The organism is Pseudomonas sp. 22189, from assembly GCF_052045635.1.
Taxonomy (GTDB): domain Bacteria; phylum Pseudomonadota; class Gammaproteobacteria; order Pseudomonadales; family Pseudomonadaceae; genus Aquipseudomonas; species Aquipseudomonas parakoreensis.
Map to the genome: position 1 here is coordinate 24,545 of NZ_JBQEPG010000018.1, position 23,660 is coordinate 48,204.

A 23,660-nucleotide genomic window follows, 5' to 3' on the forward strand; every position below is an offset into this window, starting at 1 on the left:
AGGTGTTAATCCATCAAGCCCCAATCGCCTGATGATGAAGGCGCGGGCGCCGGGCCCGCTTCGGCATGCAGTTTCAAACGCAGGCGCAGATTATTTTGCGAATCGGCATGCTTGAGCGCTTCGTCTTCACTGATCACGCCCTCCACCACCAGCGCATACAGCGCCCCGTCGAAGGTCTGCATGCCGACCTCGCCGGACTTCTCCATGATGCCTTTGAGTTCGCCCAATTCGTTGCGGCGGATCAGGTCGGCAATGGTCGGCGTGCCGAGCATCACCTCGACCGCCGCGCGGCGCTGACCGTCCAACGTGCGCACCAGCCGTTGCGAGACGAACGCCTTGAGATTGTTGCCCAGCGCATGCAGCAACTGCGGGCGGCGCTCTTCGGGGAACAGATTGACGATGCGGTCCAGCGCCTGATTGGCGTTGTGCGCATGCAGCGTCGACAGCACCAGATGCCCGGTATCGGCGAACGTCAGCGCATGTTCCATGGTTTCGCGGTCACGGATTTCACCGATCAGCACCACGTCCGGGGCCTGGCGCAGGGTGTTTTTCAGCGCCGCATGGAAACTGCGGGTATCGACGCCGACTTCGCGTTGATTGATGATCGAGCGCTTGTGTCGATGGATATACTCCACCGGGTCTTCAATGGTGATGATGTGCCCGCTGCTGTGGCGATTGCGATGGTCGATCAGTGCGGCCAGCGTGGTCGACTTGCCGGAGTCGGTGGCGCCAACGAACAGGATCAGCCCTTGTTTGAGCATCACCGTATCCAGCAGCACCGGCGGCAGTTTGAGGTCTTCGAAGCGCGGGATATCGAGTTTGACGTTGCGGATCACGATTGACACATCGTTGCGTTGCTTGAAGATGTTCAGGCGAAAACGTCCGACACCGGTGCGGGAAATTGCCAGGTTCATTTCCAGTTCCCGATCGAACTCACGCCGCTGCTCGGCGTCCATCAGGGAGTTGGCGATGGCCTCGACCTCACCGGGTTTGAATGGCCGCTCGCTGAACGGCGTCAGCACGCCATCGATGCGCGCACTGGGTGGCGCTCCCGTGGACAGGAACAGGTCAGAGCCGTGCTGGCTCGACAGACGGAGCAACAGTGCATCGATTTCCATGGCAATAAGCACCCGCGAAGCATTCAATGAACAGAAATGACCCGCTGTCGTGACGTAACGGGTCATACAGCGTCTACCGCAAGTGCAAGAATAGTAGATGCCAACGCACTGACCGACGCTCAGGATAGATGTGATGAACGCAGCACCCACCCCCGATGACGCCCAAGCCCTGATCGCCCGTATCGACTGGGCCCGCACTCCGCTGGGCGCCGCCGGCACCTGGCCGCAAAGCCTGCGCACCGCGGTGGATATAGTGATTCACTCGCCGATGCCGATGCTGCTGTTGTGGGGGCCGCAGCTCACGCAGATCTACAACAACGGCTTCGCGATGCTCGCCGGCAGCAAGCATCCGCACGCTTTCGGACAGCCAGCGCACCTGATATGGCCAGAACTTCAGGACTTTACTGACCCGATTTATCGAGCCGTCCTACAAGGCCAGGTGCGCACCTACAGCGAACGGCGATTTACCCTGCAACGCGAAGGCAAGGAGTCCGACTTCTGGCTGGACCTGACTTACAGCCCCATCCGCGATGAAGATGCGCAAGTGGCCGGAATTCTGGTCACAGCCATCGAAACCAACGAGCGCCGGCGCATCGCCCTTGAACTGCAACGTCGTTCCGAAGAAAGCCTCAAGGCCCAGCGCGACACCGAGGAGCGCCTGCAACTGGCGCTGGCCGCTACCGATGCAGTCGGCACCTGGGACTGGGACATCGGTGAAGACCGCTTCATCGCCGATGCCCACTTCGCCCAACTGCACGGCATCGATCCGGCGCTGGCCAGTCAGCTGCCGATCAGCGATTACCTGCAAGGGGTGCACCCCGAAGACCGCGCGTTGATCGCCCGCAGCATCAAGCATTGCATCACCCACGGTACCGAATACGCCGAGGAATACAGGCTGCTCAAAGCCGACGGCGAACTGCGCTGGGTGTTTGCCCGTGGCCGCTGTTACAAGGACCACCACGGGCGACCCGTGCGTTTCCTCGGCGCCGCGCTGGACCTGACCGAGCGCAAGCACACCGAGCAGGCGCTGCGTCAGAGCCAGACCGAATTGCAGCTGATCATCAACGCGATGCCGATCCTCATCAGTTACGTCGACCACGAAGAGCGCTTCCGCTTGAACAACGCCGCGTATCTGGACTGGTACGGCCTCACGCCTCAGGAATTGTATGGCCGCACCATTCGCGAAGTGATCGGCGAAGAAGCCTACTTCCTGCGCGCGCCGTACATCGCCGAGGCGCTGGCCGGGCGTCCCTGCTCGTTCAGCCTGTACACCCCGCACCGTGACGGCAGCAGCCGTCATGCGCTGATGAACTACCTGCCGCGCCACGGCGCCGATGGCTCAGTCAACGGTTTCTATATTTTCGTGATCGACGAGAGTGAACGGAAAAAGACCGAAGAAGCGCTGCGCAACCTCAATGAAACCCTTGAGGAACGGGTCAGCGCCCGTACCGAACAACTGGCCCAGGCCAATCAGCGCCTGCAGAACGAGATGTTCGAACGCGAGCGCGCCGAAGATGCGTTGCGCCATGCGCAGAAAATGGAAGCGGTCGGCCAGCTCACCGGCGGTATCGCCCACGACTTCAATAACATGCTCACCGGGATCATCGGCAGCCTCGACCTGATGCAACGCTACATCGCCGACGGTCGCGCCGAGGAAATCGGGCGTTTCACCGAAGCGGCGGTGTCGTCGGCCAACCGTGCAGCGGCGCTGACTCATCGCCTGCTGGCGTTCTCCCGTCGGCAGTCGCTGGACCGCAAGACCCTCAACGTCAACGAACTGATTCATTCGCTGGAAGATTTGATCCGCCGCACCAAGGGCGACCCGATCGAACTCACGCTGCGCCTGGCCGACGATGTGTGGCCGATCAGCACCGACGTCAGCCAACTGGAAAACGCCCTGCTCAACCTGGTGATCAACGCCCGCGACGCCATGCCCGACGGTGGCGAACTGCTGATCGAAACCGCCAACGTCTATCTCGACGGCAACGACATCACCACCCTCGAACCGGTCAAGGCCGGCGACTACCTGATGCTGGCGGTCAGCGACAACGGCACCGGCATGACGCCATCAGTGCGCGCCAAGGCCTTCGATCCGTTCTTCACCACCAAACCGATTGGTCAGGGCACGGGTCTCGGGCTGTCGATGATTTATGGCTTCGCCCAGCAATCGGGTGGCCATGTCAGCCTCGACAGCCTGCCGAACCAGGGCACCTGTGTGCGCCTGTACTTGCCGCGCCTGAACCTGCTGGAGCCCGAACGGCCAGTCGTGGAAACCCTCAGTGCAGCGCCGACGGCCACTTGCGGCGAAACCGTGGTCGTGGTCGAAGATGACCCGGCGGTGCGCATGCTGGTGCTCGACCTGCTCAAGGAGCTGGGTTACCTCGCCCACGAAGCGGCCGACGCCAGCGCCGCCCTGCCGCTACTGGAATCGGAGCTACGTGTGGATCTGCTGGTGACCGACGTCGGCCTGCCGGGGATGAACGGCCGGCAACTGGCGGAAATCGCCCGCCAGCACCGCCCGGGACTGAAGGTGCTGTTCATGACCGGTTATGCGCAGAAAGCCGCCGAGCGTCAGGGCTTTCTGGAGGATGGCATGGACATGGTGGCCAAGCCGTTTTCGATTGAAGTGCTGGCGAACAAGATACGCGAGATGATCAACCAAACGCCGTCACTTGAGGCATAATCCCGCGCCCCGCCGTCACCCCGTTACAGGTATCGCACGATGAAAGCCCAAGCCCGCCACATTCTGGTGAAAACCGCCGAAGAGGCCGAACAGCTCAAACAACGCATTGCCAAGGGCGAAGCGTTCGATGTGCTGGCGAAGAAATACTCGACCTGCCCGTCCGGCAAGCGCGGCGGCGATCTGGGTGAAGTGCGGCCGGGCCAGATGGTCGGCGCAATTGATGCAGTGATCTTCAAGAAACCGTTGCGCACGGTGCATGGGCCGATCAAGAGCAAGTTTGGCTATCACCTGGTGCAGGTGTTTTTCCGCGATTGACCTGATCGACCTGATTGCCCTGTTTCCCTGTAGGAGCTGCCGAAGGCTGCGATCTTTTGATCTTAAAAAAGCAAANCAGCTCCTACAGGGATAGTTGTCAGTCCTTAGAGATTAACGCTCCCGGGAACTGGATGACCCGACTCGCCAGTAAATGCCCAGCCTGCGCCGCTTCCACCGGACTGCCACCCGACAACCGCCTGGCCAGATACGCCGCACTGAACGAATCCCCCGCCGCCGTCGTGTCCACCACCTTCTCGACCTTCTGCGCCGGCACTTCAAACGCCTCGCCATCACAACGAATCAGGCACGCCTCGGCACCCCGCTTGAGCACCACTTCCGGCGTACCGATCTGCGCGTACGCCTCGAACACCGCATCGCAATCGGCAAAATGGAACAGTGCCTGCTCGTCATCGACGGTCAGCAATGCCAGATCGACATGCGGCAACACACTGCGATAGGCCGCCCGCGCCTCTTCCTGTGACGCCCACAAACGTGGCCGATAGTTGTTGTCGAAGACGATCCGCGCATCGCGCTGCCGGGCTTCGATCAGGGTCTGGATCAAACGCTCACGGCCCTTGGCGCCAAGCACCGCGAGGGTGATACCGCTGAAATACAGCACGTCGTAATCCGGCAGCGCTGCAAGAATCGGCTCCGCCGCCGGAGTGGTAAAGCAATCGCGCACCGCCGCTTCATTGCGCCAGTAGAGGAAACGTCGCTCGCCGTTGGCGTCGGTCTGAATGCAGTACAGGCCCGGCAAACGACCGGGCAGACGCTGCACCATGTCGAGGCCAATGCCTTCATCGGCCCAGCTCTGGCACATGGCATCGCTGAAGCTGTCATCGCCCAGCGCAGTGACGTAATCGACCTGAGCGTTGTCGCCGAGGGCGCGGGACAGGTACACCGCCGTGTTCAAGGTATCGCCGCCGAAGCTTTGCTGCAGGCTGCCGTCGGCGCGGTGCTGGAGTTCAATCATGCATTCGCCGATCAGGGCGATGCGCGGGGTGTTCGGGCCCAGGGGGCTGAGGCTGGTCATTTTGTGCTGTCTCTGGATTCGCGGATGTCTGGACTGGCGCCTTCGCGAGCAGGCTCGCTCCCACAATTTGGAATGCGTTCCCCTGTGGGAGCGAGCCTGCTCGCGAATGGCGCGACTCGGTCTCAAGCCTTAGAAACAAGTCTCCATGTTCTCGACCACCGCCAACTGCTCATCCACCAGCAACCCCACCCGCCACTTGTCGAAGGTCAGACACGGGTGCGAGGTGCCGAAGGAAATGATATCGCCGACCCGCAACTCAACCCCCGGCGCCACGCTCATGAACGCATGCTGGTCCATCACCGCCGTCACCTTGCACGCGCCGACATCGTCGCCGACCGCCGGCACAACGCCGGCCTTGTAACGCAGCAACGGCACCGGCAAACCGGCATCGAATGCCACGTCGCGCTTGCCGAGGGCGATCACCGCGAAACCCGGTTCCGGCAGCGATTGCACGTGGGCCCAGACTTCCAGCGCCGGACGCAGGCCTTCGTGCAGATCGCTGCGACGATCCAGCACGCAGCATTGCGCTTCCTTGTAGATACCGTGGTCATGCGCCACGTAACTGCCCGGGCGCAGCACGCTGAGGAAGCGGCCGCCCGCATTCTGCGCTTCGAACGACTCGGCGATCAGGTCGTACCACGCCGAACCCGAGGCGGTGATGATCGGCTTGGCAATGGCAAACGCGCCGCTGTCCTGCAACTGCACCGCCAGGCGCACCAGTGACGCAGCAAATTCGCGAATGCCGCTGACCGCGTGATCGCCGTGGATCACCCCTTCGTAACCTTCGATGCCGGTCAGGGCCAGCGCCGGTTGCGCGTTGATCGCCCGGGCCAGTTCGATGACTTCCTGTTCGCTGCGGCAACCGCAGCGGCCACCGACCACGCCGTACTCGATCATCACGTTCAACTTCACGCCGCGCGAAGCGAAGTAGGCGCCCAGATCGGCGACGTTGTCCGGGTGATCGACCATGCAGTAGAAATCGAAATCCGGGTCTGCCAGCAGATCGGCAATCAGCGCCATGTTCGGCGTGCCGACCAGTTGGTTGGCCATCAACACCCGCCGCACGCCGTGGGCATACGCCGCGCGGGTCTGGGTGGCGCTGGCGAGGGTGATGCCCCACGCGCCGGCGTCGAGCTGACGCTGGAACAGCGCCGGGGTCATGCTGGTTTTACCGTGGGGCGCGAGTTCGGCGCCGCTGTCGCTGACGAACGTCTGCATCCAGCGAATGTTGTGCTCCAGCGCCTCGCGGTGCAGCACCAGCGCCGGCAGGCTGACGTCACGCACAAGGTGCGCGCCAATGGCAGCGGCGCCCTTTTCCACAGCGGTATTGATGGCAGTCGTCATGGTCAAACTCCTCGCATTCAGTCGCGGCCGCAGGCAGCCGCGGTTATTCGTTGATACGCCGGGCGAGGCTGTTGGCGCTCTCGATCAGCACCCGGCGATAGTCGTCGTAATTGTTTTTCGCATCGGCCCGTGGGGCGACGATGCACAGGGTGCAGATGGCCACACCATTGGGGTCTTTGACCGGCGCGGCGAAGCAATGGGTGAAGGTGTCGGCCACGCTGTCGAAGGAGAAGAAACCGTCGATCCCGGCCTGCCGAATTTCCGCCAGAAAGCGCTCCAGCGGCAGGCGTTCGCCGTCGGGCAGGATGTAGTCGTCCTCGTCGATCAGGTCGATGATCTGCTGGTCGCTCAAATGCGCCAGCAGCAGGCGTCCGGATGCAGTCCACGGGATCGGCGCGTTTTCGCCGATGTCGGACGAAATGCGGAAATGCCGCTCGCCCTCCTTCATCAATGCCACCGTGTATTTGCGCCCGTTGAGCAGGCACATCTGCGCGGTTTCCCGGGTCTGGCTGACGATGTCCTGCAAGGCATGATCGGCCTCGCGGCTGAGGTCGAAATGGCGCAGATGCGCCTGCCCGAGGAAGTACAACTGGCGACCGAGATAGACGTGACCGTCCTTGCCCACCGGCTCCAGAATCCGTCGCTCCAGCAGCGACGCGACCAGTTCGTAGACCGTGGATTTCGGGCTGCCGATACCGTTGGCGATGTCATTCGGACGCAGCGGCTGGCCGATCTCCTTGAGGAAATCGAGGATATCGAACGCCCGGTCCAGACCACGGGCCCGGCGTTTGATGGTGTCTTCGGTCATGTCAGTACTCACTCAAAATGCCTCTGTAGGAGCTGCCGCAGGCTGCGATCTTTTGATCTTGCCTTCGTGGTGCATCCAAAATTGCCAAAAGATCGCAGCCTTCGGCAGCTCCTACAAGAGCCGACGACAATCAGGCCTTTTTCTTGTACGCGATGCAATCGATCTCGACCTTGCAATCGACCATCATGCTCGCCTGCACACAGGCCCGCGCCGGGGCGTGTTCAGGTTTGAAGTACTCGCCGAAAACCTTGTTGAAACTGCTGAAGTCCCGGGGATCGTCCAGCCACACTCCGGCCCGCACCACATCCTCCAGGCCATAACCGGCCTCTTCGAGAATCGCGATCAGGTTCTTCATGGTCTGGTGGGTCTGCTCGACGATGCCGCCAACGATGATCTCGCCATCCACTGCCGGCACCTGGCCGGACACGTGCAGCCAGCCGTCCGCTTCAACGGCGCGCGCGAAGGGACGTGGCTGACCGCCAGCGGCCGTGCTGCCGGTGCCGTATCGAGTAATGCTCATGGGTACTTCTCCTGATTACAAAGCAAAATTAGAACCGCGTGCTCTTGAGAAACTCAGCCAGACGCGGTGATTGCGGGCGTTCGAACAGCTCCTTGGGAGGCCCCTGCTCTTCGATCCGCCCCTGATTCATGAAAACAATCTTGTCCGAGACCTCGAAGGCGAAACGCATTTCGTGGGTCACCAGCAGCATGGTCATGCCGTCTTCGGCCAGCCCCTTGATCACGTTCAGCACTTCACCGACCAGCTCCGGGTCAAGGGCCGAGGTGACTTCGTCGAACAGCATCAGGCTCGGGTTCATCGCAATCGCCCGGGCAATCGCCACGCGCTGTTGCTGACCGCCGGACAACTGCCCGGGAAAGTGATTGCGCCGCTCCAGCAGGCCGACCCGCTCCAGCCATTTCTCGGCCAGCGCGACGGCTTGGTCCTTGTGCATCTTCTTCACCTTGAGCAGACCGAGGGTAACGTTCTGCAAGGCTGTCAGATGCGGGAACAGATTGAATTGCTGAAAGGCCATGCCGGTCATCGCACGATGGCGGGCGATGACTTTTTCCGCGTGACGCACACGTTTACCGCCGACCTCGTCATAGCCGATGGACTCGCCGTCGAGCAGGATCTGCCCACCCTGGAACTCTTCGAGCATGTTCACGCAGCGCAGCAAGGTGGTCTTGCCCGAACCGCTGGAGCCGATCAGCGTCACGACGTTGCCGCGCTGCATGCTCAAGTCGACGCCTTTGAGCACTTCGACCGCACCGTACTGCTTGTGCAGGCCACGGATGTCCAGCAGCGGCTGGCCATTTGAAACGTTGGAAACTTGAGCTTGAGTCATGGCAGGGCCACCCGCTTTTCAATGTGCCGGCCGAGTAATTCGATGCCGTAGTTGATGACGAAGAACAGAAAACCGGCGAACAGGTAGAACTCCAGAGTCATGAAGGTCCGGGCGATGATCTGTTGGGTGCTGAGCAGCAATTCGGCGACGCCGATCACCGAGAGCAAGGTCGAAGCCTTGACGATTTCGGTGGACGAGTTGACCCAGGTCGGCAGGATCTGCCGCAGCGCTTGTGGCAGCAACACATAACCGAGGGACTGATAGAACGTCAGGCCAATCGCTTTGCTCGCTTCCATCTGCCCACGCGGCAAGGCCTGCAAGGCACCGCGCACGATCTCGGCAACGTGCGAGCCGCAAAACAGCGTGAGGCCCAGCGCACCGGCCTGAAACGCGCTGATCTGCCAACCGAGCGCCGGCGCCATGTAGAAGCAGGCCAGCACCAACACAAACACCGGCGTGCCGCGAATCAGGTCAACGTAAAAACGGAACGGCGCGCGCATCCAGAACTTGCCGTAAGTCAGCACCAGACCGGCGACGACGCCGAGCAGCGTGCCAAACAGAATCGCCAGCGCCGACACCTGCACACTGGTCAGAAACCCTTGCAACAAGGTCTCGCGAGCGACCCACAACTCATGCAACCAACTGGGGGATTCGTACATCGCAGCCTCCTATCGGCGGATTGCCAGACGCTGCTCGAGGTAACGCAGCAGCATGGCAATGAGGTAACAGGCCGCGACATACAACGCCGTGGTCACCAGCCAGGTTTCGATCACCCGGTAGCTTTCGACGTTGATCTTGCGCGCGTAATAGGTCAGCTCCGGCACTGCAATCGCGGCGGCCAGCGAGGTGTCCTTGAACAGCGAAATGAAGTTGTTCGACAGCGCCGGCAACACGTTGCGCAGCATGACCGGCACGGTCACGTAAGCCTTGACCTGCCACTCACCGAGACCGATTGCCAGCCCCGCTTCGCGCTGGCCTTTGGGGATGCTCAGCAAACCGCCACGGAACACCTCGGTCAGATAGGCACCGGCATACAGCGACAACGTGATGATGAACGACGGGATCTTGTCCAGACGGATCCCCAGGCTCGGCAAGGCAAAGTAGATCAACAGAATCAACACCAGGATCGGCGTATTCCGCACCACCGTGACGTACACCGAGGCCAGCACCCGCAAGGCGCGATGCTTCGAGAGCAAGGCAAACGCCATCAGCAGGCCGATCACGCAGCCGATGGCGATCGACACCAACGCCAGTTCAAGACCCAGACCGAGCCCCGCCAGCAAGGTGTCGAAATCGCGCCACACGGCAGCAAAGTTCAACTGATAGTTCATGGTCAGCAGTACCTTGAGCGGGGCGATTTGTATCGCCCCACTCTCACGGGATCATTTGAATTCGACAGGGAAACCGATCGCCGGCGACGGCAGGTCGACACCGAACCATTGCTTGAAGGATGCCGCGTAAGTCGGGAACTCAACGCCGGTCATGGCTTCATGCAGAGTGGTGTTGACGAAGTTCAGCCAATCCTGATCGCCGCGTTTGACTGCGCAGGCGTAGGTCTGCGGGCTCCACGCGTAGGTCGGGCTGCGGTAGCGGCCAGGGTTCTGCACCATCAGGTATTTGACCGACGACTGATCGGTAGCCGCGGCATCGGCGCGGCCGGAGTTCACCGCCTGATACATCAGATCAACGCTGTCGTACTGATCGACCTTGGCCTTGGGCAGCGCCTGGTGCACCAGTTCTTCGGCGTAGACGTTTTGCAGCACGGCCACCGTGACGCTGTCACCGGCCGCCTGCAGGTCCTCGATTTCCTTGTATTTGCTGTTGGCCGGCAGCAGCAGGCCGACACCTTCGCGGTAGTACGGCAGGGTGAACGCCACTTGCTGCGCACGGCTGGCGGTGACGGTGATGAACTGGCAGCTCATGTCGACCTTGTCGGTCAGCAGATTGGGAATCCGCGCATCGGACGACTGCACGACGAACTCGACTTTGCTTGGGTCATTGAACAACCCCTTGGCCACCATCCTGGCGATGTCGATATCAAAGCCCTGCAACTTGCCGTCCGCACCCTGAAAGTGCCACGGCGCATTGGTGCTGCCGGTGCCGACAATCAGCTTGCCCCGGGCCAGAACACTGTCGAGTTTGCTGTCGGCTGCCTGGGCCATGCCCATGACAGCGGACGAAGCCGCAAGAACAAAAACACACGCTTTAAACAACGAAGGACGGCGATGCATGGCAAGCACTCCAGGATGATGTTTATTCCGCTATACCGGAACACGGTTTGTTACTACGGAATAGACAGCAGAAAGTGTGCCATAGGAATGGCGGGGAATCTTTATAGGATTGAAATGTTTTTGAAATCAAAGAGATGCGGGAAACGCGAAAAATGGAGCCGAGTGCGGGTACTGATGGGCTGCGCTACCTTAGGCTACAAATAGCGAGTAGCCGGTTCCCAGATGGATCACGGATGAGCAGATTCGGTGCAATGCGATTGAAGTTCGGATTTGTCTCATAGGTCATCTAGCGAGACTTTAAAAAAGGGATCATTTTCTCGCTCCTCACACAACGCGATCAGCTTCTGATCCTCTAGTTTGTCCATTATCGCTTCATACTCCTTTTCAGACGCGCAATTGAAAACGGGCTCGATCCGATGAAGGACTACGACAGTTTTACTGTCACTAGCGGCGACGGTGGCAATGGGATTTCGTTTCAATTCAGAAATTCTCGCTACGACATAAAGAACGATATAAGTCCCACCTCCGTTTTCGGATGAGTGAAAAAGGTATCACTTCCCGTCACTCCACATTTCCGGGCTTCGTGTCAGGACGGTCCTCCATAAAAGTGGGAAAAATCTCGCGACTCCACGGGCCACCTGTAATTTCTGACAGTAGACCGGTTCTGCACCCTCCTTTAACGTCATTGAACCTTCGAGGTCGTTGAAAAAGGAGTTTTCAATGAGTTCTGCCAATACCATTTCCAATCTGGCTCCGGTCTACCGCAAAGCCCTGAAAACCTGGCGCCCGGTGATCCTTTACTTCGCCAATGAACACTGTCCTGCCTGCGAGTTCGCCGGGCCGATTTTTCGTCAGATTGCCGAGCCGTACCGGCATCGCGCCAATATCTACATGCTTAACACCCGTGAGTCGCCGCGCCATCCGTTGGTGACCGGCACGCCGACGGTGCTGTTCTACAAGAACGGCAAGTTGCTGAAGAAGCTCAAGGGCATCGGCACAGAGGAAACACTGGCGGCGGACTTTGCCCGGCATATTGGCAGGACCAGGGCACCGGTGGTGCAGCAGAAACCACGACATGACCTGCCGTGGTTGCGCCGCACATTGAGCAGGCTCTGCACAATCACGCGTGCGCATCGGCGGGTGATTTGAGGCAGTGCATTTCCCGTAATCGTTACGGCGTCTGACACATCGCTTTCGCGGGCAAGCCCGCTCCCACAGGGGTCAACGCTGTTCACACATTTCGTGTACGACGCGTGCACTGTGGGAGCGGGCTTGCCCGCGCAGGGACCGGCACCGTCAGCGCAAGGCTGCTGCCTTACGCAGAATCGCGCACCAGCAACACCTGCGTCACCCGTCGTTCCTCAACGGCTTTGACGGTCATTTGCCAGCCTGCGTACTGCAGCCGATCGCCGATCATCGGCAAGCGATCCAGCAGGCTCATCACCAGCCCGGCCAAGGTCTGATAGTCCTCGGTCGGTTCGGCGCCAAACCCGGTGCGCTGGCGAACGCGAGTCAAGTTCAACGCGCCGCTGACGACAAAACCGCCCTGCTCCTCGATCACGTCCGGGCCTTCTATTTCGCTGGCATCGGGCAGTTCGCCGGCAATCGATTCGAGGATGTCGGTCATGGTCAACACGCCGACGAAGTCGCCAAACTCGTTGACCACAAAAGCAATGTGGGTCGACGCTGCGCGCATCTGCTCCAGCGCATTGAGGATCGAATAGCTGTCGAGCAAGTTGATGGTCTTGCGCGCCAGATGTTCCAGGTTCGGCTCAATGCCGCTCAGGTACTCCTTGAGCAATTCCTTCTTGTGCACGAAGCCCAACGGTTCATCCACAGCACCGTTGCGAATCAGCGGCAGACGTGAATACGACGAGTGCATCAATTTTGTGCGAATCGTCTCGGCGTCGTCAGCCAGATCGATGGTGTCGACGTCCGCGCGTACGGTCATCAGATTACGAATCGGGCGTTCGGCCAGTTGCAGCACACCACTGATCATCACCCGCTCGCGACGGTCGAACAGTTCTGCACTCGGGGCTTCGCCGTCATCCAGCAGGTCGGAGATTTCCTCGCCGACCTCCTCCACTTCCAGCTTGCGCCCGCCCAGCAAGCGCATCACAGCATGGGCCGTGCGCTCACGTAGGGGGCGCAGGCCTTGCATCGAGCGTTTGCGGCGGGCCCGGGCGATCTGGTTGAACACCTCGATCAGGATCGAGAAGCCAATGGCCGCGTACAGATAGCCTTTCGGGATGTGGAAGCCCAGGCCTTCGGCCGTAAGGGCGAAACCGATCATCATCAGAAAGCCCAGACACAGCATGATCACCGTCGGGTGCGCATTGACGAAGCGGGTCAGCGGCTTGCTCGCAACGATCATCAAACCGATGGAAATGATCACCGCGATCATCATCACCGCCAGTTCATCAACCATGCCGACGGCGGTAATGACCGCGTCCAGCGAGAACACCGCATCGAGCACCACGATCTGCGCCACGATCGGCCAGAACAATGCGTAAGCCGCGTTGGTCGAGCGCTGGCCGACGTGGCCTTCAAGCCGTTCGTGCAGCTCCATGGTGGCTTTGAACAGCAGGAACACACCACCGAACAGCATGATCAGGTCACGGCCGGAAAAGCTCTTGCCGAACACTTCGAACAACGGCTGCGTGAGGGTGACCAGCCAGGAAATGCTCGCCAACAGGCCCAGACGCATGATCAGCGCCAACGACAGGCCGATGATCCGCGCACGATCGCGCTGATGCGGCGGCAGTTTGTCCGCCAGGATCGCGATAAACACCAGGTTGTCGATACCCAGCACCAGCTCCAGCACGATCAAAGTCAACAAGCCTAACCAGGCCGTGGGATCCGCTAACCATTCCATAAAATGTCTCGATCTCTCTTCAGTGAATTCAGGCTGCCGGGCACGGCAAAGTGCAACGCGAAGGCTCTGAGGCCGCGTTGTCAACGATAGTCGGGAGGCGGAAAACCGGATGCTGCGAGTGCGTCAAGACCGCGCCATGGCGCGAGGAGAAGGTACGACTGGGAGGCTCCAAGAGGGTGTTCATGCAAATCCTGAATGAAAAATGGCCTTGGAGCGTACAGGCTCTGACGACAATTCCTACAGAGCGAAATCATTTCAAAATCTGTATCAACGACCACTGCCCCCCCTGTAGGAGCTGCCGCAGGCTGCGATCTTTTGATCTTGACCTTAAAAAACAAAGTCAAAAGATCGCAGCCTTCGGCAGCTCCTACAGTGGCTGTCATCGTCCGGCAAAGCGCAACCGCGACAATTGCCGCAAATCCCCCGCCACGTAGTAATCGTTGGTCCAGCTGTCATCCAGCGCCAACGGACTCACCTGCTTCAGCTCGAGTTTTTTCGCGAAATAGCGGAAGCGGTAATGCTCATAAAACCGCAGCAATTCCAGACCATAGCGATCAGCCAGATCGGTGTCGCCGCGAATGATCAGGTAGTTTTCATCATTGCCGTTACTGGCCGAAGTGCTGAGGTTGTGGCTGCCGCTGATAATCGTCGGCCTGTCGCTGGTGAAGTCGACGACCACCGCTTTGGTGTGCACCAGCAGGTTGCCCTTCTGACCTTTCATGTTTTCCTTGAGCCAGCCTTCCAGACCGGTGTTAAGCAACGCTGTGGCGGCGAATTCGGCGGTGCGATCGGCGTGAAACCCGGTAATGCGGCTGGCGGTGTTCTGCAGACCGTAACGCAGAATGTCGTCATGGGGCTGACCAAGCAGCGCGTTGAGAATCGCGTCCGGCAAGGTGAATGCCGTGACAAACAGCACATCCTTTTTCGCCGCTTCGATGATCTCGACGAACTCGCGTAAGTCGGCACCACCGCTGCGTGGTGAGAACCCGGCGAACAGCGTTTGCGCAGGATCCATCGGGTTGTGTTCGGTGATCCAGTTGCGTGTGGCTGCGACATCAGCAGGGTTGGCCCAGACCTCATCGAACGTTTGCAGATAGGCAGTGGCAATCGTCACATCGTCGAGCGTATGCACCACATTGGCCTGGCGATACACGCCATTGGCGGTGAAATTGGTGCTGCCGCACAGCACCGCCTGCGGTTGACGCTGACCGACGCCATCGACCCGGCTGAGGACGATGAATTTGTCGTGGAAAATGTTGTGAGTGACCCGGCCCCGCTTGTTCGCCGCTGGTAATTGGGCAAGGTTCGCTTCGTTCAGGGTCGTATCGGAATCATCAGGCTGGGCGTGGTACAGCACGCGCACTTGCACCCCCCGCGCGAACGCCGCGTTCACGGCATCGATGATCGCCTGCAACTGATACTCGTAGATCGCAATGTCCAACGCCCACTGCGCGTCCACAGCCCGCTCGATGAAGCCCAGCAATCGCTCCAGCAGTCCGTTCTCCAGCCACAGGCGCGCCGCGCCGGGCCAGGCTTCGATGGGCAGATTCTTGTTGGCGCTGATCTGTGCGTCGAGGTCGGGAAATTTGCGCTGAAACGCCTGACTGGCAGCCACGGCGCGATTGAAGATCACGCTCTGATTGGCCGGGTGGCCGTCGTCACTGGTGATGCTCAGCTCCAGCGATTCGCCCAGTAGCGGCGCGTCCGCCGTGCCGTAGGCCAGGTGCACGCGATAGTGCAGGGTCGTGCCCGGGTTGACGGCGTAATCGGCCCAGCGGAATTTTTGCAGCGGTGCCTTATCACTGGGCGTGGCGTGATATTGGGGAAAAGTGTGAGCCTTGCCGGGAAACGTCAAGCTGTTGAACAGGAACAACCACGGTTTGTCGCCCTGTTGCTTTTCGATGGCAAACCCGAGCAAGCCTTTGCGTCGCGGTTCAGCCAGGTCCATGGCGAGCAGCACGCCGTTGGTGCCGGCGTAGGCTTTGACGCGAAAATCGTCCTGAGGATTGGCGACCAGTACCCGCATGATTCACTCCTTGTGATTGGGCTGGGTGGAGCATAGAGCAGCGCTGCGATTTTTGGTGATCCCGCATGATCCGAGGCGATGCCTTCGCGAGCAGGCTCGCTCCCACAGAGCAAGCGGTGTTCACCAACCTTGCTCGCGAAGAGGCCCGCTCAGACTTCACACATCATCGATATGCCGATATTCCGCATTCAGCACCGCCGCCAATTCCCGCACCCGCGCCAGACGGATCGGCCCCCGCTCGATGTCGATCAGCAACCCCGGACACTCCAGCGGCAGCAGCGGTGGCAAGGTTTTCAAACGTCCGTCCGTGACCAGCAACAAGCGTTGCTGCTCGGCCGGAAAACGCTTTTGTCGCTGCATCAGCCATTGCTGCGCCTGCGTCAACGCCGCCACCAATGGCGTGCCGCCGCCCGCGCCCAGTGTCTCCAGCCAGGTGCGCAAGCCACTTGAAGCCTTCAATCCTTGCACCTGCCATTGCGGCGCGCTGCCACTGGCGGTCAGCAAGGCCAGTCGCGCCCTTTGTCGATACGCATCATCAAACAATTGCGCGAGCAAACCCTTGGCATCGCTCAGTGCCTGATGCCGACGCGTCGAAGCCGACGCATCGACGATCACCAGCCATAACTCATGGGGAGCACGAGTGCGCAGCTGGAACTGCAAGTCCTCACGGGTTTGCGGCCGGCCGTTGAGCAGCGTCCCCGGCCAGTTCACCAGACCGCTGCGCGCAGCGTGGCGCTTACCCTGGCGTCCGTGGTCGAGTCGTCCGGCGCGGGGTCTGGCATTCGCCCCCGCGTCGGATCGGGGACGAATGCCGGTTACTTTTTTGGCCAGCTCGGCACTTCGCGGCGTGCGCCAGTCGTCAGCGCCGGAGCAGGCATGTCGCCCCATTGCCCCTGCCCCTCGCTTGGTTCAGCCTGGGTGCTGGTCTGGTTCTGCGCAGGTGGTTGAAGGCTGGGCGAAGTGGACTCACGACGGCGATGACGCAGGGCAAATTCCGCCACGGCGTCGATGTCCTGCTCGGCAATCGCTGCAGCGCCGCGCCATGCTGCGTGCGCACGGGCCGCCCGCAGCCAGACCAGATCGGCACGCAAGCCATCGACGCCGGCGGCAAAGCAGCGCTCGGTGATGCTTGCCAAAGCATCGTCATCCAGCGCAATGCGCGCCAAGGCGCAGCGCGCCTGTTCGCAGCGTTCGCGCAGCGCTTGCTGCTCGGCTTCCCACTGCGCGCAGAACGCCTGCGGGTCGCTGTCGAAATCCAGTCGGCGGCGGATGATCTGCCCGCGTTCAGTCGGCGCGGTGTGACCGCTGAGGGCGACGTTCAGGCCAAAACGGTCCAACAGCTGCGGGCGCAACTCGCCCTCTTCCGGGTTCATTGTGCCGATCAACACAAACCGTGCCGAATGCCGATGCGAGATGCCATCACGCTCGACCAGGTTGGTGCCGCTGGCCGCCACATCCAGCAGCAGATCAACCAGATGATCGGGCAACAGATTCACTTCATCGACGTACAGCACACCGCCGTCGGCCTTGGCCAGCACGCCGGGAGAAAACTGCGCACGACCTTCACTCAGCGCGGCATCCAGATCGAGGGTGCCGACCAGACGTTCTTCGGTGGCGCCCAGTGGCAACGTGACGAACTGACCGCTGGCCAGCAGATCGGCGAGGCCACGGGCCAGAGTCGACTTGGCCATTCCGCGTGGGCCTTCGATCAGCACACCACCGATTTTCGGGTCGATGGCAGTGAGGTACAGCGCGAGTTTCAAGTCATCGGCGCCGACCACGGCGGAGAGCGGGAAATGCGGGATGTCGGTCATCTTCAATACTCGGTCATGGTCGGTGATCTTTCGAAAATCGTTGGGAGCCACGTTGATCCCTGTGGGAGCGAGCCTGCTCGCGAAAGCGGTGTGCCAGCTACAAAAATACTGTCTGACACGACGCCTTCGCGAGCAGGCTCGCTCCCACAGCGTGAGGCGGTATGTCAGGTGTCTTCTTCTATATCCAGCAGCAGGTTTTCCAGTGCTTCTTTATACACGCCGGGTTCCTGCCACATCCCACGTTGTTGCGCTTCCAGCATGCGTTCAGTCATGTCGCGCAGGGCATGCGGATTGTGTTCACGAACAAAATCGCGGGTTGCCGGGTCGAGCAAATAGGCGTCGGCCAGCAACGCATACTGATGATCGTCGATCAGTTGCGTGGTGGCGTCGAAGGCGAACAGGTTATCGACCGTCGCCGCCAGTTCAAACGCCCCTTTATAGCCGTGACGTTTGACCCCGTCGATCCACTTCGGATTGGCCGCCCGCGAGCGGATCACCCGATTGAGTTCTTCTTTCAGGGTGCGGACTTTCGGCAGATCCGGCTGGCTGTGATCGCCGTGATAACTCGCCGCCGCTTCCCCGCGCAGGGTTTCCACCGCCGCGAGCATGCCGCCCTGAAACTGGTAATAGTCGTTGGAATCGAGCAAGTCGTGCTCGCGATTGTCCTGGTTCTGCAACACCGCCTGCACCTGGCTCAGGCGCTGGACGAACTGTTCGCGCGCAGCGGTGCCCTCATCCGCCCCACCATAAGCGTAAGCGCCCCAGTTCAGGTAGACCTCGGCCAGATCCTCACGACTCTGCCACAAGCGACCGTCGATCGCGCCCTGTACGCCCGCACCATAGGCACCGGGTTTGGCGCCGAAGATCCGCCAGCCGGCCTGACGCCGCGCCGCGTCGGCATCCAGCCCCGATTGCAACAGCGCCTCGCGCTCGGCACGCACCTTCGCCGCCAGCGGGTTGAGGTCATCCGGTTCGTCCAGCGCCGCCACCGCTTGCACGGCAGCGTCGAACAGACGAATCAGGTTGGCAAAAGCATCGCGGAAAAAACCCGAGACCCGCAGCGTGACGTCGACCCGTGGCCGGTCGAGCAGGCTGAGCGGCAGAATCTCGAAATCATCGACGCGCTGACTGCCGGTGGCCCACACCGGGCGCACGCCCATCAGCGCCATGGCCTGGGCGATGTCGTCGCCGCCAGTGCGCATGGTCGCGGTGCCCCACACGGACAGGCCGAGCTGACGCAGGTGATCGCCGTGATCCTGCAAATGCCGCTCGAGAATCAACGTGGCGGACTGGAAGCCGATGCGCCACGCGGTGGTGGTCGGCAGGTTGCGCACGTCCACCGAGTAGAAGTTGCGCCCGGTGGGCAGCACGTCGAGACGGCCACGGCTGGGCGCGCCACTTGGGCCGGCGGGGACGAAGCGGCCGTTGAGGGCGTCGAGCAGACCGCGCATTTCGGCGGGGCCGCAGGCGTCGAGGCGTGGGGCGATGACTTCGCGCAGGTTTTCAATGATCGCGCTCACTTCAGCCCAACACGCCCCTTGTGGGAGCGAGCCTGCTCGCGAAGGCGGTGTATCAGTGAACGATGCGTTGGTTGACGCGCCGCCTTCGCGAGCAGGCTCGCTCCCACAGGGACTGCCCAGTGCTTGGGCGATCAGGTGGGTGGCGAACAGTTCGAGGCGTTCGCGGGTGTCACCGGCGGTGCGCCAGATTTCGTCGCTGACGCTTTGCAGCTCCGCCGGGCGCGGGCCGTTCCACGGGTCGGCAAGTGCGCAATCCAGCGGATCAAACCCCAGCTCGAAGGCCTTGGCCAACGCCCGCAGCAGACTCGACTGCGCGCCTTTGCCGTCACCACGCGGAATGCGCAGCAAAGCCAGCAAGGTATCGATGCGCAAACGTCCGGTCGGCGATTCGCCAAAGATGTGCAGGCCATCGCGAATCTGCGATTCCTTCAGATCACACAGGTAGGTGTCCAGCCGCGGCAGCCAGATCGCGGCGTCGGCGTCACTGTCCAGACCGGCGTCGAGTTGCAGTTCGCGATCGATCTGCGTCTCGCGCACCAGTTGCAGAATATCGCGTTGCAACTCTCGCGCACGACGCGGATCGAGCAGTTGTGCCTCGTAATATTCGTCGGCCAACAGTTCCAGATTGCGCAACGGGCCGTAGGTTTCGGCGCGGGTCAGCGGCGGCATCAGGTGGTCGATGATCACCGCTTGCGTGCGCCGTTTGGCTTGCGCGCCCTCGCCCGGGTCGTTGACGATAAACGGATAGATGTTCGGCAGCGGCCCGAGCAGCGCGTCCGGCCAGCAACTTTCCGAAAGGCCGACACCCTTGCCCGGCAGCCATTCGAGGTTGCCGTGCTTGCCGACGTGAATCACCGCGTGCGCACCGTAGGTGTTGCGCAGCCAGAAATAGAACGCCAGATAGCCGTGCGGCGGCACCAGATCCGGGTCGTGATACACCGCACTTGGATCGACCTGATAACCGCGCGCCGGCTGAATGCCGACGAAGGTCAGGCCAAAACGCAGCCCGGCGATCATCATTCGCCCGTCGCGGCACATCGGGTCGTTTTGCGGCGCGCCCCAGCGTTCCAGCACGGCCGCGCGATTGGCCTCGGGCAGCGCATTGAACATCGCCAGGTAGGCGTCCATCGCCAGACTTTGCTGACACGGACGCAGGTCGATGCTGTCGAGGTCGTTGCTGACTCCGCCGAGTAATTGCTGGATCAACGCGGTGCCGCTGTCCGGCAACTCAGCCGTCAACGGAAAGCCTTCGGTCTGCAACGCGCGCAGGATATTCAATGCCGCCGCCGGCGTGTCGAGACCGACGCCATTGCCAATCCGACCATCGCGGGTCGGGTAGTTGGCGAGGATCAGCGCAATACGTTTTTCCGCGTTCGGCAACCGCGCCAGATCGCTCCAGCGTCGGGCCAGTTCAGCGACAAAATCCATGCGCTCGGGTTGCGCCCGGTAGCAGACCACGTCGGACTGACTGCGCTCGCTGCGCCAGGCCAGATCCTTGAAGCTGATCGGCCGGCTGATGATGCGCCCGTCGAGTTCCGGCAAGGCAATGTGCATCGCCAGATCTCGTGGCCCCAGCCCCTGTTCGCTGTCACGCCAGCCCGGCTCGTTGTCCTGGGCGCAGATCGCCTGAATCACCGGAATATTGCGCCGGAACGGCCGCAGGTGCGGCGCTTCCGGGCTGGATTGCGCGAAGCCGGTGGTGTTGAGGATCACCGCAGCTTCGACCTCATCCAGCCAGTCCTCGACCACCGACAGGCAGCCGGGTTCTTTCAGGCTGGCGACGGCGATCGGCAACGGATTGAGCCCCGCCGCCTGCAAGCGTTGGCAGAACACGTCGATGAACGCGGTGTTCGCCGCTTGCAAATGCGAGCGATAAAACAACACCGCCGCCACTGGTTGACCGGGCAGCCAATCGGCTTGCCAGTCGCTCAGTGCGGCGGTGTTTTTCTGTGGGTGGTAAATCGCCGTACGCGGCAGCGCCTGCGGCTCGCCCCAGGCGTAGTCGCGCGACAGCCAGCGGTTGGCCAGGCAATGGAAGAAGCCCTGCGCATTGCCCATGCCGCCCTGACGCAAAAACTGCCAGAGACGGTCGCGATCTTCGGCGGGCACGGTGCTCAGGTCGCTGAGTTCCGGGTCGGGACGGTCATCCCCCGGTACCAGAATCACCTGCACGCCGCGCTCGGACAATTCCACCAGACGCTCGACACCGTAACGCCAATAGGCGATGCCGCCGTGCAACGAAATCAGAATGACCTTGGCGTGCCGTAGCACCTCATCGACATACAGATCGACCGAGGCGTGATTCTGCACCTGCATCGGATTGGCCAGGCGCAGGCTCGGGTAATCCTCAGGCAGTTGCTGCGCCGCTTCGGCGAGCAGCGCCAGGCTGGAATCGCCGCTGCACAGGATCACCAGCTCGGCGGGGGTTTGTCCAAGGTCGGCAATGTTGTCATCCGACACGAAACCGCCGGGCTGGGTCCTGAGCAGGTGCATGGCTTAAACGCTGAGCGCGGCGCGCAGTTGCGCTTCGAGTTGCGCGGCGTCGAGCTTCTGGCCGATCAGCACCAGACGAGTGACACGCGATTCATCAGCGCCCCACTGGCGGTCGAAGTGCTTGTCGAAACGCGTGCCCACGCCTTGAATCAACAGACGCATCGGCTTGTTCGGAATCGCCGCGAAGCCCTTCACACGCAGGATGCCGTGCTTGACCACCAATTGCGTCAGCGCGTCGAGCAACAGGCTTTCGTCGGCTTGCGGCAGTTCAATGGAGATCGAATCGAAGGCGTCGTGATCGTGGTCATCGTGATCGTCATCACCGTCGTGGTGGTGATCGTGATGGCTGTGGCGGCTGTCGATGTGTTCTTCGGAACCGGCACCGAGACCGATCAGCACGTCCAGCGGCAGGCGACCGTTGCTGGCTTCGATGATTTTCACCGCTGGCGGCAGTTCTTCAGCGACTTCAGCGCGAACGCGAGCCAGATCTTCGGCGCTGGTCTGATCGGCCTTGTTGAGGATCACCAGATCGGCGCTGGCCAGTTGGTCGGCGAACAGTTCGTGCAGCGGCGATTCGTGATCCAGATTCGGATCGAGTTTGCGCTGGGCATCGACCTGATCCGGGAACGCGGCGAAGGTACCGGCGGCCACGGCCGGGCTGTCGACCACGGTGATCACCGCGTCCACGGTGCAGGCGTTGCGGATTTCCGGCCACTGGAAGGCTTGCACCAATGGTTTTGGCAGAGCCAGACCGGACGTCTCGATCAGAATGTGATCGAGATCGCCGCGACGGGCGACCAGTTCGCGCATCACCGGGAAGAACTCTTCCTGCACTGTGCAGCACAGGCAGCCGTTGGCCAGTTCGTAGACGCGGCCGGTGGCTTCTTCTTCGGTGCAGCCGATGGTGCATTGTTTGAGGATCTCACCGTCGATTCCCAGCTCGCCGAACTCGTTGACGATCACCGCGATACGGCGGCCCTGAGCGTTGTCGAGCATATGGCGCAGCAAGGTGGTTTTGCCCGAGCCGAGGAAACCGGTGACGATGGTGACGGGGAGTTTGGCCAGTGTTTTCATCGGATGCCCTTTGGCAAGGTGGCGGGCATACGGGACGAGATCCGCTGCGAGCGTGCGCGCGGAAGAATTCGCCACCGGATCACCCCGCCCGGTTGTAGTGAGAAATCTGTCACGAGGCAGGTCTCCTGGCTGACGGTGTTCAGGCCTTGGGCCTGGCATTCGCTGCGCCTTCCCGCGGGCTCAGTGGATTGAGCTGGCAGTGGCGTGGCAACGAACTTCACCGTTCACAGTTGCGGGGGCAGCCGCGGCTTTGACCGCGTTCCCTTCTTAGCTTCAGCGTGGGCCGAAGAACCTCGAAGGTGCAAGGCTACGCATGGGTTGAGGATGGGTCAATGTTTGGATTGGGGGCATATCCGTTGCTGCGGGGGTTGCTGATTACGGTTTCGCCGTTGCGGCGGGTCACTTTTGCCAGACCTCGGGTTACGGGATCTGGTTTTTTTTGGATTGGGGGCATATCTGTTTCTGCGGGTGTCGCCGCTGGCGGTTTCGCTCTTACAGCGAGTCACCTTTTCCAGACGCCGAAAAGGTAACCCAAAAGGCTTTGCCCCGGCGTACGGCACTTCGCTGAGGCTCAGTGTTCCCTCCCTACGGTGTCCATCCGGGGGCATCGCCTACGGTTTGCTTCGCTGCACCTCCTCTCGATGTATGCGGCTTCGCCGCATGGCGCTGCGCGCCTACCCCCGGATGGACACCTTCGCTCGGCCTGCCGAAGGGGCTGAAGATCAAAAGCCAAAGCCAAAGCCAAAGCCAAAGCCAGATCAAAAGATCACAGCCTTCGGCAGTTCCTACAGGGATTGGGTGTATTCAGTTAGGAATTTGGTCGGCTGTCAGGCCGCCATCGCTGGCAAGCCAGCTCCCACAATTTAATTCGTGCACACCCCATGCGGCGAAGCCGCCCCACTCAACACGATGAGCGTTAGCTCGAGTAAAGCTTTTGATCTCAAGGCCCGTCGGCAGGCTGAGTGGAGGGATTTATCCGG

General features: G+C 61.2%; 18 protein-coding genes and 1 riboswitch. Of the genes, 3 read left to right on the forward strand and 15 right to left on the reverse strand.

Annotation, left to right across the window (positions count from 1 at the left end; genetic code table 11):
- Positions 1-5 precede the first annotated feature (5 nt).
- Positions 6-1,118, reverse strand: a complete 1,113-nt coding sequence (locus ACTJKS_RS19325) for a PilT/PilU family type 4a pilus ATPase (protein ID WP_108182834.1) — start codon at positions 1,116-1,118, stop codon at positions 6-8.
- A 133-nt stretch (positions 1,119-1,251) separates the two neighbouring features.
- On the opposite strand from ACTJKS_RS19325, the gene ACTJKS_RS19330 reads away from it, so the two are divergent.
- Both ACTJKS_RS19330 and ACTJKS_RS19335 read left to right on the forward strand, forming a co-directional pair.
- Positions 1,252-3,801, forward strand: a complete 2,550-nt coding sequence (locus ACTJKS_RS19330; protein ID WP_108182835.1) for a PAS domain-containing hybrid sensor histidine kinase/response regulator — start codon at positions 1,252-1,254, stop codon at positions 3,799-3,801.
- 39 nt (positions 3,802-3,840) lie between these two features.
- Positions 3,841-4,116, forward strand: a complete 276-nt coding sequence (locus ACTJKS_RS19335) for a peptidylprolyl isomerase (RefSeq protein WP_003225447.1) — start codon at positions 3,841-3,843, stop codon at positions 4,114-4,116.
- A 97-nt stretch (positions 4,117-4,213) separates the two neighbouring features.
- On the opposite strand, the gene ACTJKS_RS19340 is transcribed toward ACTJKS_RS19335, so the two are convergent.
- The 8 genes from ACTJKS_RS19340 to ACTJKS_RS19375 form a co-directional block, all read right to left on the reverse strand.
- Entirely contained in the window at positions 4,214-5,149 is a 936-nt protein-coding gene (locus ACTJKS_RS19340) for a sugar kinase (protein WP_262947915.1), read from the reverse strand.
- Between the two features lie 129 nt (positions 5,150-5,278).
- Entirely contained in the window at positions 5,279-6,493 is a 1,215-nt protein-coding gene (locus ACTJKS_RS19345) for an amino acid deaminase (RefSeq protein ID WP_198759274.1), read from the reverse strand.
- A 43-nt stretch (positions 6,494-6,536) separates the two neighbouring features.
- Complete coding sequence (locus ACTJKS_RS19350) at positions 6,537-7,301, reverse strand: IclR family transcriptional regulator (RefSeq protein ID WP_041064579.1); 765 nt, start codon at positions 7,299-7,301, stop codon at positions 6,537-6,539.
- A gap of 130 nt (positions 7,302-7,431) precedes the next feature.
- Positions 7,432-7,821 carry a RidA family protein gene (locus ACTJKS_RS19355; protein ID WP_007912330.1) on the reverse strand — a complete coding sequence of 130 codons (390 nt, stop codon included), beginning with the start codon at positions 7,819-7,821 and terminating at the stop codon, positions 7,432-7,434.
- A 28-nt stretch (positions 7,822-7,849) separates the two neighbouring features.
- Positions 7,850-8,647: an amino acid ABC transporter ATP-binding protein gene (locus tag ACTJKS_RS19360; protein ID WP_041064592.1), complete on the reverse strand. Its 798-nt coding sequence runs from the start codon at positions 8,645-8,647 to the stop codon at positions 7,850-7,852.
- Positions 8,644-9,306: an amino acid ABC transporter permease gene (locus ACTJKS_RS19365; RefSeq protein WP_041064595.1), complete on the reverse strand. Its 663-nt coding sequence runs from the start codon at positions 9,304-9,306 to the stop codon at positions 8,644-8,646. The genes ACTJKS_RS19360 and ACTJKS_RS19365 overlap by 4 nt, the downstream gene beginning before the upstream one ends.
- Positions 9,307-9,315: 9 nt before the next feature.
- Entirely contained in the window at positions 9,316-9,978 is a 663-nt protein-coding gene (locus ACTJKS_RS19370; protein WP_003225455.1) for an amino acid ABC transporter permease, read from the reverse strand.
- Positions 9,979-10,029: 51 nt separating this feature from the next.
- Positions 10,030-10,878, reverse strand: coding sequence for a transporter substrate-binding domain-containing protein (locus tag ACTJKS_RS19375; RefSeq protein WP_098964184.1), 849 nt, complete (start codon positions 10,876-10,878; stop codon positions 10,030-10,032).
- A 720-nt stretch (positions 10,879-11,598) separates the two neighbouring features.
- Between ACTJKS_RS19375 and ACTJKS_RS19380 the strand changes: the two genes are divergently transcribed.
- Positions 11,599-12,027, forward strand: coding sequence for a thioredoxin family protein (locus ACTJKS_RS19380; protein WP_262947918.1), 429 nt, complete (start codon positions 11,599-11,601; stop codon positions 12,025-12,027).
- 166 nt (positions 12,028-12,193) lie between these two features.
- Here ACTJKS_RS19380 and ACTJKS_RS19385 read toward each other — a convergent pair whose 3' ends face one another.
- From ACTJKS_RS19385 to cobW, 6 genes are all read right to left on the reverse strand, one after another.
- Positions 12,194-13,753 (reverse strand): TerC family protein, encoded by a 1,560-nt coding sequence (locus tag ACTJKS_RS19385; RefSeq protein WP_108182840.1) that lies wholly within the window; start codon positions 13,751-13,753, stop codon positions 12,194-12,196.
- Between the two features lie 379 nt (positions 13,754-14,132).
- A complete protein-coding gene (locus ACTJKS_RS19390; RefSeq protein ID WP_108182841.1) occupies positions 14,133-15,779 on the reverse strand; it encodes a phospholipase D-like domain-containing protein in 1,647 nt (548 codons plus the stop codon).
- A gap of 156 nt (positions 15,780-15,935) precedes the next feature.
- Complete coding sequence (locus ACTJKS_RS19395) at positions 15,936-16,667, reverse strand: vWA domain-containing protein (protein WP_262947920.1); 732 nt, start codon at positions 16,665-16,667, stop codon at positions 15,936-15,938.
- Positions 16,595-17,593 (reverse strand): ATP-binding protein, encoded by a 999-nt coding sequence (locus ACTJKS_RS19400; protein WP_108182843.1) that lies wholly within the window; start codon positions 17,591-17,593, stop codon positions 16,595-16,597. The genes ACTJKS_RS19395 and ACTJKS_RS19400 overlap by 73 nt, the downstream gene beginning before the upstream one ends.
- A 164-nt stretch (positions 17,594-17,757) precedes the next feature.
- Positions 17,758-21,606, reverse strand: coding sequence for a cobaltochelatase subunit CobN (gene cobN, locus ACTJKS_RS19405; protein ID WP_262947921.1), 3,849 nt, complete (start codon positions 21,604-21,606; stop codon positions 17,758-17,760).
- A 3-nt stretch (positions 21,607-21,609) separates the two neighbouring features.
- A complete protein-coding gene (gene cobW / locus ACTJKS_RS19410) occupies positions 21,610-22,680 on the reverse strand; it encodes a cobalamin biosynthesis protein CobW (RefSeq protein ID WP_108182845.1) in 1,071 nt (356 codons plus the stop codon).
- A 98-nt stretch (positions 22,681-22,778) separates the two neighbouring features.
- Positions 22,779-22,991, reverse strand: a riboswitch (cobalamin riboswitch).
- Positions 22,992-23,660 lie beyond the last annotated feature (669 nt).